This is a genomic window from Apibacter muscae (assembly GCF_007845595.1).
Lineage (GTDB): Bacteria > Bacteroidota > Bacteroidia > Flavobacteriales > Weeksellaceae > Apibacter > Apibacter muscae.
Genome location: NZ_SELI01000019.1, coordinates 106602 through 125292, shown reverse-complemented (window position 1 = coordinate 125292; position 18691 = coordinate 106602). Strand labels below are relative to the sequence as shown.

The 18691-nt window shown below is 30.1% G+C and carries 16 protein-coding genes; 5 read left to right on the top strand and 11 right to left on the bottom strand.

Going from position 1 to position 18691, the window contains the following annotated elements; all coding sequences use genetic code 11:
- Positions 1 to 282 precede the first annotated feature (282 nt).
- From pgi to ETU10_RS07135, 6 genes are all read right to left on the bottom strand, one after another.
- Positions 283 to 1935: a glucose-6-phosphate isomerase gene (pgi, locus tag ETU10_RS07160; RefSeq protein WP_146292843.1), complete on the bottom strand. Its 1653-nt coding sequence runs from the start codon at positions 1933 to 1935 to the stop codon at positions 283 to 285.
- 130 nt (positions 1936 to 2065) lie between these two features.
- The gene (locus tag ETU10_RS07155) at positions 2066 to 2794 is read right to left on the bottom strand and encodes a glycoside hydrolase family 25 protein (protein ID WP_221410373.1); all 729 of its coding nucleotides are present in this window, start codon (positions 2792 to 2794) and stop codon (positions 2066 to 2068) included.
- Between the two features lie 28 nt (positions 2795 to 2822).
- Positions 2823 to 4043, bottom strand: a complete 1221-nt coding sequence (gene hflX, locus ETU10_RS07150; RefSeq protein WP_146262598.1) for a GTPase HflX — start codon at positions 4041 to 4043, stop codon at positions 2823 to 2825.
- 316 nt (positions 4044 to 4359) lie between these two features.
- Complete coding sequence (locus ETU10_RS07145) at positions 4360 to 4935, bottom strand: DNA-3-methyladenine glycosylase I (protein WP_146310998.1); 576 nt, start codon at positions 4933 to 4935, stop codon at positions 4360 to 4362.
- 21 nt (positions 4936 to 4956) lie between these two features.
- Entirely contained in the window at positions 4957 to 6627 is a 1671-nt protein-coding gene (locus ETU10_RS07140) for an OstA-like protein (protein WP_146310996.1), read from the bottom strand.
- Entirely contained in the window at positions 6608 to 7057 is a 450-nt protein-coding gene (locus tag ETU10_RS07135) for a Fur family transcriptional regulator (protein WP_146262595.1), read from the bottom strand. Before ETU10_RS07135 ends, ETU10_RS07140 begins: the two co-directional genes overlap by 20 nt.
- A 300-nt stretch (positions 7058 to 7357) precedes the next feature.
- Here ETU10_RS07135 and msrA point away from each other — a divergent pair, with 300 nt between their 5' ends.
- On the top strand, positions 7358 to 8002 hold the full coding sequence (gene msrA / locus ETU10_RS07130; RefSeq protein ID WP_185145076.1) for a peptide-methionine (S)-S-oxide reductase MsrA: 645 nt from the start codon (positions 7358 to 7360) through the stop codon (positions 8000 to 8002).
- A gap of 102 nt (positions 8003 to 8104) precedes the next feature.
- Positions 8105 to 9499 carry an NADH-quinone oxidoreductase subunit N gene (locus ETU10_RS07125; protein WP_146310994.1) on the top strand — a complete coding sequence of 465 codons (1395 nt, stop codon included), beginning with the start codon at positions 8105 to 8107 and terminating at the stop codon, positions 9497 to 9499.
- 69 nt (positions 9500 to 9568) lie between these two features.
- Here ETU10_RS07125 and pdxT read toward each other — a convergent pair whose 3' ends face one another.
- Positions 9569 to 10138, bottom strand: coding sequence for a pyridoxal 5'-phosphate synthase glutaminase subunit PdxT (gene pdxT, locus ETU10_RS07120; protein ID WP_146310992.1), 570 nt, complete (start codon positions 10136 to 10138; stop codon positions 9569 to 9571).
- 64 nt (positions 10139 to 10202) lie between these two features.
- On the bottom strand, positions 10203 to 11078 hold the full coding sequence (gene pdxS, locus ETU10_RS07115) for a pyridoxal 5'-phosphate synthase lyase subunit PdxS (RefSeq protein WP_146262592.1): 876 nt from the start codon (positions 11076 to 11078) through the stop codon (positions 10203 to 10205).
- A 122-nt stretch (positions 11079 to 11200) separates the two neighbouring features.
- Between pdxS and pdxR the strand changes: the two genes are divergently transcribed.
- Positions 11201 to 12619, top strand: a complete 1419-nt coding sequence (pdxR, locus tag ETU10_RS07110; protein WP_146310990.1) for a MocR-like pyridoxine biosynthesis transcription factor PdxR — start codon at positions 11201 to 11203, stop codon at positions 12617 to 12619.
- A 29-nt stretch (positions 12620 to 12648) separates the two neighbouring features.
- Here pdxR and ETU10_RS07105 read toward each other — a convergent pair whose 3' ends face one another.
- From ETU10_RS07105 to secD, 3 genes are all read right to left on the bottom strand, one after another.
- The gene (locus ETU10_RS07105) at positions 12649 to 13218 is read right to left on the bottom strand and encodes a phosphatase PAP2 family protein (RefSeq protein WP_146310988.1); all 570 of its coding nucleotides are present in this window, start codon (positions 13216 to 13218) and stop codon (positions 12649 to 12651) included.
- Positions 13218 to 13511, bottom strand: coding sequence for a Sec-independent protein translocase subunit TatA/TatB (locus ETU10_RS07100; RefSeq protein ID WP_317129708.1), 294 nt, complete (start codon positions 13509 to 13511; stop codon positions 13218 to 13220). Before ETU10_RS07100 ends, ETU10_RS07105 begins: the two co-directional genes overlap by 1 nt.
- Positions 13512 to 13624: 113 nt before the next feature.
- Positions 13625 to 16492, bottom strand: a complete 2868-nt coding sequence (gene secD / locus ETU10_RS07095) for a protein translocase subunit SecD (RefSeq protein WP_146310984.1) — start codon at positions 16490 to 16492, stop codon at positions 13625 to 13627.
- A 197-nt stretch (positions 16493 to 16689) separates the two neighbouring features.
- Between secD and ETU10_RS07090 the strand changes: the two genes are divergently transcribed.
- Both ETU10_RS07090 and ETU10_RS07085 read left to right on the top strand, forming a co-directional pair.
- A complete protein-coding gene (locus tag ETU10_RS07090; protein ID WP_262710359.1) occupies positions 16690 to 17253 on the top strand; it encodes an L-threonylcarbamoyladenylate synthase in 564 nt (187 codons plus the stop codon).
- Between the two features lie 15 nt (positions 17254 to 17268).
- Positions 17269 to 18684 carry a CCA tRNA nucleotidyltransferase gene (locus ETU10_RS07085; protein WP_146310981.1) on the top strand — a complete coding sequence of 472 codons (1416 nt, stop codon included), beginning with the start codon at positions 17269 to 17271 and terminating at the stop codon, positions 18682 to 18684.
- The last annotated feature ends 7 nt before the right edge of the window (positions 18685 to 18691 follow it).

The window sequence follows — 18691 nt, the reverse complement described above, 5'->3', positions numbered from 1 at the left end:
AAAAACGGCTTTTTTGGCTATATCCTTTTGTTTATCGGCTTTTTTAGGCTTTTTTTATTTATAGTATTACTTAACATTTGGAATTACCCCCTATATAAATCCGATTTTTATTAAAATGTATAAAGAAAATATTTCCAAAATAAATCTTAATATGGAATTAACCGTATATAGGGTTTGCATAGATTAAAATATAAATATTTTAAGAATTGTTAAAAATAAATAAACCGATTTTAATAAATCGGTTTATTTCATTATCATTTTATTTGCTAATTAAATAGAAAGTTATTCTCTCATTTTTTTATAAGCATTGATTAATCCGTTGGTGGAAGAATCGTGAGAAGTTATTTCTTCATCATTAGCCAATTCTGGTTGAACTTTTACTGCCAGCTGTTTGCCTAGTTCTACTCCCCATTGATCGAAGCTATAAATATTCCAAATAACACCTTGTACAAATATTTTTTGCTCATACATGGCAATTAATTTTCCAAGCAATTTCGGAGATAATACATTGTACATAATAGAATTGGTAGGACGATTGCCTTCAAATATTTTGTAAGGTTTTAAAGCTTCAATTTCTTCTGAAGTTTTCCCTTGTTTTGTAAGCTCTTCAACCACTTGTTCCTCCGTTTTACCAAAAGCCAAAGCTTCTGTTTGTGCTAAGAAGTTAGAGACTAAAATTTCATGCTGGTTAGAAACTTTATTTAGGCTATTGGCACCTACTAACAAATCGCAAGGAATTAACTTAGTTCCTTGATGGATTAATTGATAGAAGGCATGCTGTCCGTTAGTACCAGGTTCTCCCCAAATAATAGGTCCTGTTTGTATAGATACTTTTTTACCATTTCTGTCTACATATTTACCGTTTGATTCCATATCTCCTTGTTGAAAATAGGCAGCAAAACGGTGTAAATATTGTTCGTAAGGCAATAAAGCCACGCTTTCAGCATTAAAGAAGTTATTATACCAAATACCTAATAAAGCTAAAATAACAGGAATATTTTTATTAAACTCAGTTTTACGGAAATGTAAGTCAATCTCATGTCCGCCCTCTAATAATTCAGTATAATGTTTAAAACCTATTCCTAAACATATACTAAGTCCTATGGCAGACCATAGAGAATAGCGACCACCTACCCAGTCCCAGAATTCGAACATATTACTCTTGTCTATTCCAAATTTGGTAACTTCTTTTTCATTGGTTGAAAGAGCTACAAAATGTTTAGCTATTTCTGCTTCAGATTTTGCTTGTTTTAGGAACCATTCACGTGCGGTGTGTGCATTAATCATGGTTTCTTGCGTAGTGAATGTTTTGGAAGCTACAATGAATAAGGTAGTTTCAGGATTTAAAGGTTTTAATGTTTCAGCTATATGTGTTCCGTCAATATTGGAGACAAAGTGTATATTTAATCGGGTTTTATAATGTTTCAAAGCTTCAACAGCCATTAAAGGCCCTAAATCAGATCCTCCAATACCGATATTAACAACATCTGTAATTTCTTTGCCTGTGTATCCTTTCCAATTTCCAGAAATTATATCATTGGAGAATTTTTCCATTTGTGATAATACCTTATTTACTTTAGGCATTACATCTTCACCATCTACAAAAATAGGGGTGTTATCTCTATTTCTTAATGCAGTATGCAGAACAGCTCTATTTTCAGTACCGTTAATTTTATCACCGGTAAATTGTTTTTCAATAGCTTCTTTAAGATTGGTTTCTTCAGCCAATTGCAATAACAATTCTATGGTTTTTTCTTCAATCCTATTTTTTGAATAATCAAACAATAGATCGTCGAGCTGTATTGAAAATTTGTTAAATCGATTGGGATCTTCTTTAAACCAATCTCTAAGATGTTTATCTTTTACATTATTATAATGTTCTTCAAGTAACTTCCAAGACTTTGTTTCCTTTGGATTAATTTTTGATAGCGCCATTTTAATATTTTAACTAGATTATTTATAAGTTGTTTTTAAGTTTAATCAAAGTTAATAAAATTAATAAATACATTAATAAATTTACTTGTTTAAATATGACAATTAAATATCAAATACTTATGTTGTATTATTAATTTAATAATCTTTTAAAATCTTTTTTATTCCCATGGAAAACATTTAAATCTACGTAAGTGTTAATACCATTCATGTGGCCACGATTACTATATTGCCAAAATAACCAATTTCTGTCCCCTTTGATTTTTGGTGAGCGATAAATATTTCTATACCATAATGGATTATCGTGAAATTTATCCATTAAAAAATCTTCATAAAATTCTTGAGTTACATATAAAATTGGTTTTTTCCCGTAATAATTATGTATTTTTTCTTCAAAAATTTTAATTTCCTTTAAGATTTCATTCTTAGAAAGGCGACTGGTTTTACAATTTCCCCCATATTCAAGATCAATTACAGGAGGTAGTATCTCGCTTAACTTAGGGACTGTATTAATAAAATTATTGGCTTGATCATTCCCACTTTTACAAAATGTAAAAAAGTGATAAGCTCCTACGGGAATATTTCTTTCCCAAGCTTTTTTCCAATTGTAACTAAATTTTCTATCAATAAAATCGCTTCCTTCCGTAGCTTTTATATATACAAAATGTACTTCAGTAGTATCTATAAGATACCATTGAATATTATTCTGGTGTCTAGAAATATCAATACCTCTAATTGGATATTCAGTCTTCGAAGGATAATTAAACCGAAGGCAACCGGTATATAATGCTAGTAAAATTATTAATAATAAAAGTAAAATACTTCCCATGATGAGAAGTATTTTCTTGTTCTTAAATTTCATATTCTTAAATTTTATATAATAAAAGAATCTAGTTTAAATGGTTTCCTTCCTCATCGAAGTATTCAAATAAAAAGTCATTGTAAGGGAAACGTTGGGTATGTATATCTTTTACTTGTTCATAAATTAATTTTTTCATATCACTATAATTTTCTTTGGTTAGTGCAGAAATAAAGATGGTAGGATGTTGTGATTTAGCCATCCAGGTTTTTTTCCAATCATCCAAGGAATAATTTTTTTGTGTAATTGGCGTAAGATCATCTTCATCCTTTTTTTCAAAAGTAAAATTATCTATTTTATTAAAAAGCATAATCATAGGCTTATCGGAACAATTTATATCTGCAAGAATTGAATTTACCGATTGTATATGGTCTTCAAAACTAGGATGTGAAATATCAACCACATGAACCAAGAGATCTGCTTCCCGAACTTCATCTAAGGTAGATTTAAATGATTCCACCAATTGAGTAGGTAGTTTTCGAATAAATCCTACCGTATCAGTAAGAAGAAATGGAAGATTACCGATAACTACTTTTCTAACAGTTGTATCAAGTGTTGCAAATAATTTATTTTCTGCGAAAACTTCTGATTTACTTAATACATTCATCAAAGTAGATTTTCCTACATTGGTATACCCGACCAAGGCAACTCGAACAAGTTTGCCCCGATTGTTTCTCTGGGTTGCCATTTGTTTATCAATTACTTTAAGTTTATCTTTTAGTAAAGAAATTCGATCTCGAATAATTCTTCGGTCGGTCTCAATTTCCGTTTCTCCCGGACCTCTTAAACCAATACCACCTTTCTGCCTTTCCAAGTGTGTCCACATACGGGTTAAGCGTGGAAGTAAATATTCATATTGTGCAAGCTCAACCTGTGTCCGTGCATACGAAGTTTGGGCACGTTGTGCAAAAATATCTAATATTAAATTTGTACGATCTATGATTTTCTTTTCTAATTCTTTTTCCAAATTTTTAAGTTGAGATGGGCTGAGTTCATCATCAAAAATTATGGTATCAATTTCATTCTCATTTGCATATTCTAATATTTCTTCCATTTTCCCACTACCTACAAAGGTGCGAGGATTGGGTTGTTCCAATTTTTGGGTAAATCTTTTATATACTTCAGCACCGGCTGTGTTGGCTAAGAATTCCAACTCATCCATGTATTCCTTAAGTTTTTCTTCATCTTGCAAAGGGGTAATTAATCCAACCAAGATGGCTTTTTCATAATGGGTTTCTTTTTTTTCTAGCATATATTTGCTTATAATTTTTTAGCTTCAATTAATTTAGTTTGAATTTAGAACCATGAATAGATTCTATAGATCTAAATTTAAATTTTTAAAATTTAGTCTAAGCTAAAATACCAATATTATTTTAGTTTATAGTTATATAAAGTTTGAAAATTGATTAGTAAAAGGCTTTACTAATCATGAATAGTTAATTAAAACGATCTTAGTAGGACTTAATATTTGGAATTTGTTTAAATAATCATTTGATTCTAAAATGTAGTAAAAAGTAATGTTACTTTGTTTAATGATTTTTTTATTTAAAAAAAACAAAGGTAAAAATTTATTTAGTAAGTGCCAAATTTTTATAACAAATACATTTTTTTAGATGATCGTTAACAATGCCAATAGCTTGTAAGAAAGAATAAACGATGGTTGTTCCTACAAATTTAAATCCTCTTTGTTTTAAATCTTTGGAAATAAGATCAGATAAAGGAATTGAAGTAGGTACATCATTTATATTTTCCCAACCATTTACTATGGGTTGGTAATTTACATAAGACCAAATGTAGTTTGAAAAGCTGTCAAATTCCTTTTGTATATTCATGAAATGAATAGAATTGGTAACTATTGAATTTATTTTTAACTTATTTCTAATTATACCATCACAAACTAATAATTCATCTAGTTTTTTTTGATCGTATTTAGATATTAGCGTATAGTCAAAATTATCAAAGGCTTTTCTGAAATTTTCTCTTTTTTTTAAAATAGTAATCCAACTTAAACCTGCTTGGAATCCTTCTAATACTAGGAATTCAAAAAGAGTTGAATCCTCATAAACGGGCTTTCCCCACTCAAGATCATGATAATTTATATAGATTTCCTCTTTTCCCACCCAATCACAACGCTGAATAGCCATATTTTTATTGGTTAAAATATTTTAATTAGAAATAGGCTCTACCTCTGATTTCTGGATGGAAACGTCTATGTTATCAGCTGAATCTATTCCTTGATCAGGAAAAATGTCAGGGAAAATATCATTCCATTTCCTAAGTCTTTCCTTTCCTCTCCAGTTGAACTGAGGAAGAAACCTTTGGTTTTCAGGTAGTTTACTTTCAGGATAAATTTTTGACTGAGCATCCAGTTGACAAGAAACAATATCTAGTTCTTCATTCACAAACTCTCCTTGAAGAATTCCACAGATAGATATTGCTATTCCAGTTCTTTCCTTTTTTCCTGTTTTTTTGGATTCTTCCTCTACGTAAGCTATGGATTCAGCATTACCTTTTAAATCAATGAAGTGGATTTTGTCATTTTCAAAATATGCATATAATTTCCTTCCTTTAGCTTGGTTAAATTCTAATTTCGGTGATAATGAATCAACCTTGCTTATAACAAAAGCATTTTCTCTTCCATAAACAGAATCTATGGCTTGTGTTTGAGGATTTAGGTATACGGAAAGCGTATCTGAAATTAATTGTCTTCCACCGGTCGCCCAGAAAATAGGTTTTTTATAAAAGTCCAATCGGCTTGCACCTTCATGATAGACCAATGAATCACTTTTACCAGACATATTGGATTTAAATAGTCTCCCGTTATGGTACCCTCTAATTGTAGATTTTTTATTTTTATCCTGTATAGCAATTATGGTATCTGAGTGCATATACAAAGAGTCTTTGGTGAAGGCTTTTACCATATAAGGTCTACCTGTAACTATCGCCGAGTCTTTGAATTGGAATACTTCTCCATACTCACCCATTAAATAACGTTTTTCTTTGGGTTCTTCTAATTTAACATTTTTGATTCCTTTTCCATATCCTGTGATTTCATTAAAATATAAATCATCGGCAGATAAAATTTTCCCTTGATAATGAACTACACCATCCTTTTTTAGGAAAGATTCTTTTGTCTTAGTATTGTAAGTTCCTTGGGTGCCAATAATATAAATGGTAGGATCTTTTTTATTAATAATTTCTGTGAAATTCTTAAAAATAGCAAGACCACTTTGTGTATTATATTTAATATCTGTGCCTAAGATGGTGTAGTCTGGTGATTCTAATGTAGAGTTTGCTCCAAGTTCAATTCTTTTATCTTTAACAAAATATTTACCAATTTTTGTTTTAGTTATATTTTCTCCTTTATATATGGTTCCCCAGTTATCAAAATATGCAACGTCTGAGTTTGCATCGTAGATGAGCTCCTGAGTTTCAATAATTTGATCAGGAGAAGTTAGTTTTACATCATCATAAGCAACGGCAGTCTTAGTATTTGCATCATAGGTTAATCGCTTACATACCAAATAGGTGTCTTTATCCTTGAAATTTATATTTCCTCTTGCTTCAATAAAGTTTCTATCTTGGAAGTATATAATAGAGTCAGCTTTTAGACTAGAAGTTTCGTGTTCAGCAATTACATTGCCTGAGTATACCATATTTCCGTCAAAGACCTTTTCATTAACTTCCTCCAAATCAGCATTGATTAATTTGATAGGAGTAGGTTTTTTATTTTTTATTGGAACTGGTGGATTAACTTGCGTATGATATAAACCTAATATAAATAATAGGAAAAAGATGGTTAAATATACCTTTATATTATTTTTTTTTTCTTGCATAGAAATATAAGGAATGGCTTTCAATATCTATATTAAATATTTCTTGTAATGAATCTTTTATGGTCTGTATTCTAGGGTCACAAAATTCAATAACTTCACCGGTATCAAGTAATAATATATGATCGTGTTGTTTTGCATAATAAGATTTTTCGTATAAAGATTGTTGACCTTCACCAAACTGATGTTTTCTTACTAAATTGGCATCCAACAAAATTTCAATGGTATTATAGATAGTTGCTCGGCTTACTCTGTAGTTCTTCTCCTTCATTTTCATATAAAGCCAGTCAATATTAAAATGCTCGTCTGTAGAATAAATTTCTTCAATAATAGCAAATCTTTCAGGAGTTTTTCTATGTCCTCGTTCTTCTAAATATTTTTTTAAAACGTCTTTTACAGTTTCAATATTCTTATTTAGTGTTTCTGCACTCATATTACGATCTATATATTGCAAATATAATTAAAAATAAAGCTAGTATATTTATTTAGTCTCATATTATTTAGATATAGAACTATAATAATAAATAATCAGTACATGTATTTATAATTAATAAAAATTCTACAATTTTATTTCTATTAAAATATTGATAATCAATATTTTGTATAAACTTAAATTTAATTCTTTTATAAATATAAATTTTTAGTATACTTTTTGATTATTTTGATGTTGTTATTAAAGAAAATCTGAATTATTATAATATTCTCAATGATTATAAGAAATTGATTTGAATAAATGAAACAGTATATTATTTTTTTTGTAAGTGTTTTTTTGTTCTTTATAGTAAGTTGTCAAACTACGAGAAAAAAAGAAAGCTATTCAGATTATACATCAGGAAAAATGGAAAATATAACAATTGGTGGAGGATGTTTTTGGTGCTTAAGTCCTTGTTTTGAAATGTTAAAAGGGGTGTATAAAGTTACTAGTGGATATTCCGGTGGTAGCACTGAAAATCCCAGTTACGAAGAAGTTTGTACAGGTGAAACAGGGCATGCAGAGGTCATCCAAATTGAATACAATCCGGAAGAAATTTCTCTATCGGAATTGTTGGATGCTTTTTGGTATTTGCATGATCCAACTCAATTAAACAGACAAGGCAATGATGTAGGTACCCAATACAGATCCATTATACTCTACAATTCGCAAGGACAAAAAATTTTAGCAGAGGAATCTATGTTAAAATCTCAAAATACAGATTTATGGAAAGATAAATATGTTACTGAAATTAAACCTTTAACTAAATTTTATCCTGCTGAACTTTATCATCAAGATTATTTTAAACAAAACCCAACTCAACCTTATTGCTCTATGGTAATATCGCCAAAGGTTAAAAAATTTAGAGATAGATTTTATTATAAAATAAAATCTGAATTTAAATGAAAATTTTTTAAAATAATTATTTAATTAATAATAGTTACTTTTTTTCAAAATTGACTTAAAAATAGTAACTTTGGCGACTTAGAAAAATTAAAAATAAGTATAATGAGTGTTATTGTAATTATTTTCCTGTCAGCAATTGTAAGTTTATATCTAGGCATATTTAAAGCAGGAAAGTATTCTCAGCATATTGCTATTTTAGGGTTATTATTAGCTTTGGCTGCAACCTTCTTAGGGGAATATCCTTTTTTTTCACGCTATTCTCATATGTTGAATTTTGATCAAACTGCCAAAGTTTTTACTCAAATAGCTATTTTTATCACTATCTTAATCTTTTTGCTTGGAAATTACGCTTTAAAATTAATTGATCATCATCAATCTGAGATCTATTGTTTGCTAATGTTTGTTTTATGCGGAGGCATCGTATTGTTCTCTTATCAAAACTTAATAACCTTATTTTTAGGAGTTGAAATATTATCGATACCATTATATGTATTAGCAGGTAGTAATAAGCATGATCTTCGTTCAAACGAAGCTTCGGTTAAATACTTCCTTTTAGGGGCGTTTGCTACAGGGTTCTTATTATTTGGAATAGCACTTATTTATGGAGTTACAAATTCATTTAGTATAGATGTGATTAGGCAATATAGCATCAATACTACGGATTATCCATCCATATACATGACCGGGATTATTTTACTTTTAATTGGTCTTTTATTTAAAATTTCTGTAGCACCTTTTCACTTTTGGGCTCCTGATGTTTACGAAGGATCACCTTCTGTGATTACGGCTTTTATGTCATCAGTTGTTAAAATTTCAGGCTTTGTAGCTTTATTTAAATTAATGGAGTATGTGTTTGTGGGGCAATTGAATGAATGGCAATACATTGTTTTTTATGTAGCAATTATTACCCTTCTTACAGCTAATATTGTTGGAATATTACAAAATAATGTTAAAAGAATGTTGGCTTATTCTAGCATTTCACATGCGGGTTATTTATTATTGATTTATTTTAATACCGGAATTGAATCAGTTTATACTTTGGCTTTTTATTTACTGGCATATTCTTTAGCAACTGTAGGAGCATTTGCAAGTATAATTTATATTGAAAGAATCACCAATGGAATCACAGATATTAAAGCTTTTAATGGCTTGGCAAAAACACAGCCTATATTAGCTATCTCTACAACTGTTTCTTTATTGTCAATGGCTGGAATACCTTTAACTTCTGGATTTATTGCTAAGTTTATGTTGTTTAATCAGGTTATAAAAACTCAACCTCTATTAGTTATCATCGCGATATTAGGATCTGCAATTAGTATAGCCTATTATTTAAAATTAATTATTGCTATGTACTTTAAACCTAGCCATGATGAAATTATAAATGCTAAAAATCCACCATTAATCTATAATATATTAGCGATATTAATTTTTATACTAATAATAGTTTTAGGGATTTATCCTCAGCCTGTATTTACTTGTTTGGCTTTTATTAAATAAAAAATTATTTTATTATACAAAAAAGGGAGATTATTAATCTCCCTTTTTTAGCTTTATAAAAGTTTATCTTTATGACTTGCAGAAATTCTGGATGAAATAATTATGAACACTATTGGATGTAGTAATTTCTGGATGAAAAGATGTAACAAGCATATTATCTTCTTTGGCTGCAACTATTTTATTGTTAACGACAGATAATATATTTGTTTTAGGACCCACTTTAGAAATATATGGTGCTCTAATAAAAGTCATTGGAATTTTACCGATACCCTCAAATTCAGATTCTGTATAAAAACTTCCAAGCTGTCTTCCATAAGCATTTCTTTTTGCAGTAATATCCATTAAACCAAGATGAGAATTGTCATTTTCTTCAATTTTTTTTGCAAGTAAAATTAGTCCAGCGCAAGTGCCAAATGCAGGCAATCCATCGGAAATTAATCCTTTTAAATCATCAATCATATTTAAATCCTTCAATAATTTACCAATGGCAGTGCTTTCCCCTCCTGGTAATATAATTCCCTGCATATCCTGCTTAAGATCTTTTTTATTTCTAATTTCAAAAGATTCTATGTTTATCTCGGACAATTTTTGTCTATGCTCAAGAAATGCTCCTTGTAAAGCTAATACTCCTATTTTCATTTTCTATAATAAATCTATTTAGATAATGGTTAATTATTATTTAATTAACCATTATCTAAGGTCATTATTTACCTCTTTCAGCCATTAATAATTCAATTTCAGCCTCATTTATACCCACCATTGCTTCACCTAAATCCTCAGAGATTTCAAGTAAAACTTTCGGGTCGTTGTAATTAGTTACAGCTTTAACAATGGCTTGTGCTCTTTTTTCTGGATCTCCTGATTTAAAAATTCCAGATCCTACAAAAACTCCTTCTGCTCCAAGTTGCATCATTAAAGCTGCATCGGCTGGGGTTGCTACTCCACCGGCAGCAAAATTAACCACCGGTAATTTTCCATTCTCATGAACATATTTAACCAAATCGTAAGAAACTTGTAACTCTTTAGCTTTATGGAACAGTTCATCTTCTTGCATACCTTTTATAAGTCGAATTTCTTCATTCATAGCCCTTAAATGTCTGACTGCTTGCACAACATCTCCAGTTCCAGGTTCACCCTTTGAACGAATCATAGCTGCTCCTTCTTGTATTCTTCTTAAAGCTTCTCCTAAGTTTTTTGCTCCACAAACAAAAGGAACTTGAAACTTGGTTTTGTTTACGTGATATTTATCATCGGCTGGAGTTAATACTTCACTCTCATCAATATAATCAATTTCTAGTGCCTCTAGAATTTGAGCTTCAACAAAGTGACCAATTCTAATTTTCGCCATTACAGGAATACTTACGGCATTTTGAATTCCTTTTATCATTTTGGGATCGCTCATTCTTGATACTCCACCCACAGCTCTAATATCTGCTGGAATTCTTTCTAAAGCCATAACAGCACAAGCGCCGCAAGCTTCTGCTATTTTCGCTTGTTCAGGAGTTGAAACGTCCATAATTACCCCACCTTTTAGCATTTGAGCTAAATTTTTGTTTAATTCTAGTCTAGATTCTGTCATTATTATTTATTTTTTAATTATTCTACAATTCTTAAATTAAGTAAATGATCAATTTTAACGTAAATGTATTGTATATTTGGCGGGTGCAAATGATACAGTTTTTATAAAAATAACTAGTCCAGATGTTAAGACCGTGGAAATTACAATTAGACATAAAATCCCAATCTAAAAAAGCAATTTATTTACAAATTGCAGATGCTATTATTTCCGATATACGTTCCGGTAGATTAAAAGAAGGAACTGCCTTACCAGGAACTAGAAAACTTGCAGAAGATTTAAAATTAAATCGAAATACTATTGTAGAAGCCTATAATGTATTGCTTAGTGAAGAGTGGTTAGTAACACAGGATAGGAAAGGAACTTTTGTTAATAGTAAACTTCCTATATTACAAAAAGGGAATATAAATAGCGTTTCAAAAGATATTGGTGGATTGCCTAAGCATACATTGAATATAAGTTTTGAAGGTGGCTATCCAGATAGAGATATTGCACCTATTAACGAACTTGCAAGAGCTTACCGCCAAATTTTTAACAGTCAATCACGTTGGCAAATTATGGGTTACGAAAGCGAGTTAGGAAGTAATGATTTTAGAAATGAAATTGCCTCCATGCTAAATTTTCAGCGTGGTATGCAGGTAAATGATAAAAATATATGTATCACTAGAGGTAGCCAAATGGCTTTATACTTAGTTTCTCAATGTTTGCTTAAAAAAGGAGATATCATAGCAATTGAAAATCCAGGATATCCTTTAGCTTGGAAAACTTTTAAAAATGCTGGTGCAAAGCTTTTATCTATTGAAGTAGATAAACAGGGAATGAATGTTGAATCTTTAAAAAGAAACTTGGAAAATGGAATTAAGGTTAAAGCAGTATTTGTTACTTCACATCATCAATTTCCGACTACAGTATCTCTAAGCCTTGAAAGGCGGTTGTCTTTAATACAATTGTCGAATCAATACGGTTTTACCATTATTGAAGATGACTATGACCATGAATTTCATTTTGATTATCGTCCATTATTACCCCTATCTAGTTACAAAGAATTGAAAAACTTTGTGTACATAGGTACAATGAGTAAAATAATTTCACCGGCTTTAAGAATAGGTTACTTAGTAAGTAACCATTTAAAGTTAATATATAGGGTAGGAGAGTTGAGGAAAATAATTGATATACAAGGGGATAGTATTATGGAGCAAGCTGTTTTGCAATTAATTCAAGAAGGAACTATAAGAAGGTATTTAAAAAAGGCAATCTCTTATTATAAAAATAAGAGAGATTTTACAGAATATTTATTAAATAAATATTTAAAAGATAAAATAACTTTTGATACGCCTAACGGAGGATTGGCTTATTGGATCATTCCTTTAAAAAATATAAATTGGAAAGAATTAGATATTCATTTACAACAAAGAGGAATTAAAATAATAACTCCAGACCATTATGGGTATAATACAATAGTGAATGGAATTAGACTCAGTTATGGAACTATTTCTAAAAGTCAACTAGAAGAAGGGATCAAGACTTTTTCTAAACTTATTTGATTTTAACACATAATAATAGATTATGATATTTAGTTTAATCTATATTTAGTAAATATATAAGTTAAGATTTTACTAAAGAACCAACCTATAAGAAGTCCAAAGATAGCACCAGTTATAATATCTAAGGGGAAATGCACACCCACATAAATTCTACTGTATGAGACTAGTATAGCCCATAAAAAAAATAAATAAGGGGTATACTTATGTTTTGCATAAAATAATTTTGATAAGTAAAATGCTAACGCAAATGTGCTAGCTGCATGGGCAGAGAAGAAACAATAGTTTCCTTTACAGTTTTCAATAACCAAACGGAATAAACCATTCAGTTCAGGGTTTCTACATGGTCTAGGTCTTTGAACCCAGTATTTGAATATAGAAGCAATATTATCCGTAGAAGCAATCATTAATCCAATGGTTATAAGTATTATGATTGATTTTTTTAAACCAAATTTTTCAAAAATTATAATTATAAGAATTATATATACAGGAATCCAGTAATATTCGTCGGTTAAAAATAACCAAAAATTATCATAACTAGAGCTACCTAATTGATTGAGGTATAAAAAAAGTTTTTCATCCCAATAAACAATACGTTCCATTAAGTTCTTTTTATAGGGCCATCAAAAGTATCATCAAAGAAATCATTAACGTTTTTGTTTGCTTCTTTTATAGAAGCATCCATAGTTTTCTTAGTGTCTTTAATTTCTTCTTCAATTTCTTTAAAGGAATCATCAGTGTCAACATGAGACATCACTTCTTTTTTTATGCTATCAGTAGCATCTTTCATAGCTCTAACTCCTTGTCCTAATCCTCTAGCTATTTCAGGGATTTTGTCAGGCCCAAAAATAAGAACTGCTATTAACAAGATTACTAATATTTCTCCAAAGCTCACAATATATCATTTAATGAATACAAAAGTAACAATTTAATTTTGATCAATATTATTAATTAAAAATAAAAAAGGAGTCTTAACAAAGACTCCTTTTTTATTTTAATTGTTTATAATTAAAGGACTGACTCCTTTAGTTTTGCTTTTGCTTGATCATAACTACGTCTAGTTAAATCATAGGATAGAGAAGACGCAATATAAATTGATGAATACATACCAAAGGTAAATCCTAAAAATAATGCAAACATAAATCCTTGTAAACTTTCACCCCCAAAAAGGAATATGATTACAGTAACCATAATGGTAGATATACCTGTATTTATAGTTCTTCCTAAGGTATGATTAATAGCATCGTTATAAAGTTCTTCAAGAGTCATTGTACGAGCCAAATTAAGATTTTTGTTTTCTCTAATCCTATCGAATACAATCACTGTATCATTAATGGAATACCCAATAATAGTTAAAATGGCTGCAATAAAAGATTGGTCTATTTCTACAGAGAATGGTATAATTTTTAACCAGCTCAATACTGAAAAAGCTCCCATAACAATTACAGCATCATGGAAAAGAGCCACTACAGCACCGGTAGACATTTGCCAATTCTTAAATCTAACCAAGATGTATATAAATATCCCAGCCAGAGCAATTGAAACGGCTATAATACCATTTTTAACGATGCCACTCGCTACAGTAGGTCCAACTTCTGATGCCGATTGAATTCCATAAGGAGAACCATTAATAAATTCTTCTTTAGAATATCCTTTAGGTAAATATTCTTTAAGTCCCGTGTACAATTTTTCTCGAATGCTAAGATCAATATTAGGGTTATTGTCTCCTAATCCATATTTAGTTGTAATCCTTAATTGGTCTTTTCCACCGTATTGTTTAGCATTTATATTACTTGATTCACCACCGACAGTAAAGATTTTTTCTAAAGATTCAGAAACAACTTCGGGATGAATTTCTTTATTTAATTTAATAACATAGGTTCTACCTCCTGTATAATCTACACCTTTATCAAAACCTTTGGTAAAAATAGATATTAAAGCTACAACCATAAGAATTAAAGAGAAGATATAAGCCAATTTTCTTTTTTCCATCCATTTATAATTCACATTCATAAACCAATTCTTAGTGAATCTAGTTGTTAAAGAAAATTGCTGTCCTTTCTCCATTGCTCCATAGATTAGCATTCCTGTAATAAAAATCGCTGTGAATAGAGTACAGAATATACCAATAACTAATGTAACGGCAAAACCTTTAATAGGACCAGTGCTAAACAATAATACACAACCTACAATTAAAGTAGTTAAATTACCGTCGATAATAGCAGCTAAAGCATGTTTTTGACCTTCTATAAAGGCTTGTTTTAAAGGTTTACCTTTTCTTAATTCCTCCTTAATACGCTCAAATATAATAATATTAGCATCTACGGCCATAGCCATAGAAAGAACTATACCGGCGATACCGGGTAGTGTTAGTACAGAACCCCAGGAAGCCATGATTCCTATTAAATAGAACAGATTTATAACTAGAGCAATGTTGGCATAGATACCTGCTTTGCCGTAATAAAATACCATCCATATCAATATGAAAATGTAAGAAACTAAAATTGAAATTAATCCATTAGTAATGGATTGCTGCCCTAGGGTAGGACCAACAACCTCTGACTGTAAAATATTTGCCTTCGCTGGAAGATTACCAGCTTTTAAAACATCAACCAAGTCACTGGCTTTTTGTTCTGAATAATTCCCACTAATTACAGATTGACCGTTAGGAATTACAGAATTTACAACTGGTGCAGTATAAACTATATCATCCAAAACAACTGCAATAGGTTTGCCTGATGGCTCTCCAGGTTTAGGAGCATTTTTTTCCGTTAACTTTTTCCATTCAATGGAACTTTCAGGCCCCATTTGCATAGCAATTTGAATTCGATTAAATTGATCAAAAGTTAGTTGTGCATCACTAACAGCTCCAACTAATGGGGCTTTATTATTACGCGTACCTTTAATGGCATACAATTCAAGTAAATTGTTTGAATCAGGCTCGGAAGACCATAATAATTTATTATAACGTAGGATGTTTTTAGCTTTATCAGAATTTATAATACGATTAATGGTAGCTGTATCACTCAATTTAGCCAGAGCAACTGCAGTGGAATTTGGTGCTTGAATTAGCTTTCCCATTAATTGCTTATCGGCAGCTTTTAGGTTAATATACGTTAACATATTCCATGCAGAAGATTTTTCAACCACCTCCCAAAACTCAAGTCTTGCAGAAGTTTGTAATAAATTTTTTACCCGATCGGTATCTGTAACTCCAGGCAACTCAACAAGAATTCTACCTGTCCCAGGAACTCTGGAAATATTAGGCTCATCAATTTTTAGTTTAGTAATTCGTGTTCTGATAATATCTATAGCGTTGGAAACTTTAGATTCTATGCTACTGGTAATATATTTTTCAACCTCAGAATCACTAGTGTTATGTTGAATTACCCCAGAAAGTTCTTTGGTGCCAAATATTTCAGGAGAGGACAATTTTAAATTCGGTTGACCTAATTCTTGTTTTGCTTTTTGAAAAGCCTTAAAGAAATTTTGAGTGAAAGTATTATTGGAAGTGTTAGCTTCTGATGAAGCAATTTCAATGGCTTTATTAAACACTGGGTTTTCAGTATTATCAGCCAAATCTACTAATAAGTCTTTCTCAGAAATCTCTAAAAGAAGGTTTAAGCCCCCCTTTAAATCAAGCCCCAATTTAATTTCTTTTTCTTTAGCACTTTGATAGTCCATTTTGACTATACCTAAATTTAAAGTGTCTTTTGCTAATTTTTCAATTTCAGCTTTTCTCTTTGTTTCATCACCTTTAGAATTTTTTTCAGCTCTAGATTCTAAAAGATTAACATAAATTGTAGGTAATAATTCAATTAAACAAATTATAGCCAAAGCAATTGCAAAAAATTTGACAAGTCCTTTTCCTTTCATTGATTTAGTTTATGAGATATGTGTCTATTTAACATTAAGTTTGCAAATATAACAGACTATTTTATGTCAACCAATTATTTATAGCACTTTTTAACCCACTATGATTTTAATTAAAATCACTTTTCGCTATAATTTTTTTTAAAATTTTAAAATGAAAATTATATCCTTACATATATTTGCAACAATTTTAAATTAATATGGAACAAGAGGAAATTCAAAAAGCAGTACAGGTTATGCAGGATGGAGGGATCATTCTTTATCCAACAGACACAATTTGGGGCATAGGTTGTGATGCTACTAATGAAAAAGCTGTTGAAAAAATATTTAAAATTAAACAACGAACCAAAGAGAAAAATTTAATACTGTTGGTTGAATCTGAAAGACGATTGCAAGAATATGTTGAAGTACCCACGTTGGCTTGGGATTTAATGGATTATTCAGAAAAGCCATTAACCATTGTTTATGAAAATCCTAAAAAATTACCCAGGAGTATTATTTCTGAGGATAAAACTGTAGGTATCCGATTAACCAAAGATTTTTTTTGTAAAAAACTTATATCCAAATTAAATAAACCGTTAGTTTCAACATCCGCAAATCTAAGTGGAGAAAGGTCTCCAAAAAATTTTTCAGCAATCAATCATAAAATTTTGGAGGATGTTGATTATATAATAAATTTGCGACATGAAGACGATTGTATCTATAGTGGTTCGTCTATAATTAAATTAACACCAAATAATAAAGTAACCGTAATAAGACAATAACAATATTTATATTTAATGAATTTAAGTCAGGCTCTACAAAATCCTATTTTTAGGGAGATCTCTAAACTAGCAGATCTTAAAAAACAAAAAACTTATGTTATCGGAGGATTTGTTAGAGATTTCTTACTAGAGAGAAATAATCCTAAAGATATAGATGTTGTTACAGAGGGTAGCGGTATAGACTTAGCTGAGGCACTTTCATTAGAACTTTCTCCTAAACCTAAAGTTTCTTTTTTTAAAAGGTTTGGAACAGCCATGATTAAGCTAAAGGATTACGATCTAGAATTTGTAGGAGCTAGAAAAGAAAGCTATTCGCCGGATAGTCGAAAGCCTTTTATTGAAGAAGGTACACTTGAGGATGACCAGAATAGAAGAGATTTCACAATTAATGCATTGGCTATAAGTTTAAATCAAGAAGATTATGGTGCTCTTATAGATCCATTTAATGGATTGCATGACTTAAGAAATAAAATTCTAAGAACTCCTTTAAACCCTGATATTACCTATTCAGACGATCCATTGAGGATGATTAGAGCAATACGATTTGCAACTCAATTAAATTTTGAAATAGAAAAAAATTCATTTCAATCCATAATTAATAATGCCCATCGTTTTGATATTATATCTAAAGAAAGAATCGCAGATGAATTCAATAAAATTTTAATGTCTCCTCAGCCAAGTATAGGTTTAAAATTATTATATGAAGCAGAATTGTTACAAAGATTTTTGCCTGAATTAACCAATCTTCAGGGAATTGAAGAAATTGAAGGACAAAAACATAAAGATAATTTTTTTCATACTTTAGAAGTTGTAGATAATATCAGTAAAAATACAGACCATTTATGGCTTAGATGGGCGGCACTTTTACATGATATAGGAAAAGCTCCGACCAAAAGATTTGATAAGAGAATTGGATGGACATTTCATTCTCATGAGTTTGTAGGAAGTAAAATGGTTGTAACTATTTTTAAAAGATTAAAGCTACCATTAGGGGAACCATTAAAATACGTTCAAAAATTAGTAAAATTTAGCTCTCGCCCTATCTCTTTAGTAACCGATGATGCCTCAGATAGTGCATTAAGAAGATTATTATTTGATATGGGTGATGAACTCGAGGATCTTTTTTTACTATGCAATGCAGATATTACCACTAAAAACAAAAAAAAGCAAGAAAAATTTAAAAAGAATTTTGACTATGTAGAAAGAAAAATTAAAGAAGTTGAAGATAAGGATAAGGTTAGAAATTTTCAACCCCCTATAACCGGAAATATTATCATGGATAATTATGAAATACAAGAAGGTAAACAAATTGGAATTATAAAAGAAAAAATTAAAGAAGCTATATTGGAAGGAATTATAAAGAACGATTATGAAAGTTCTTTTCAATATATGAAAGAATTAGCAAAAAATTTAAACTTAAAACAAAAATAGTTATCAA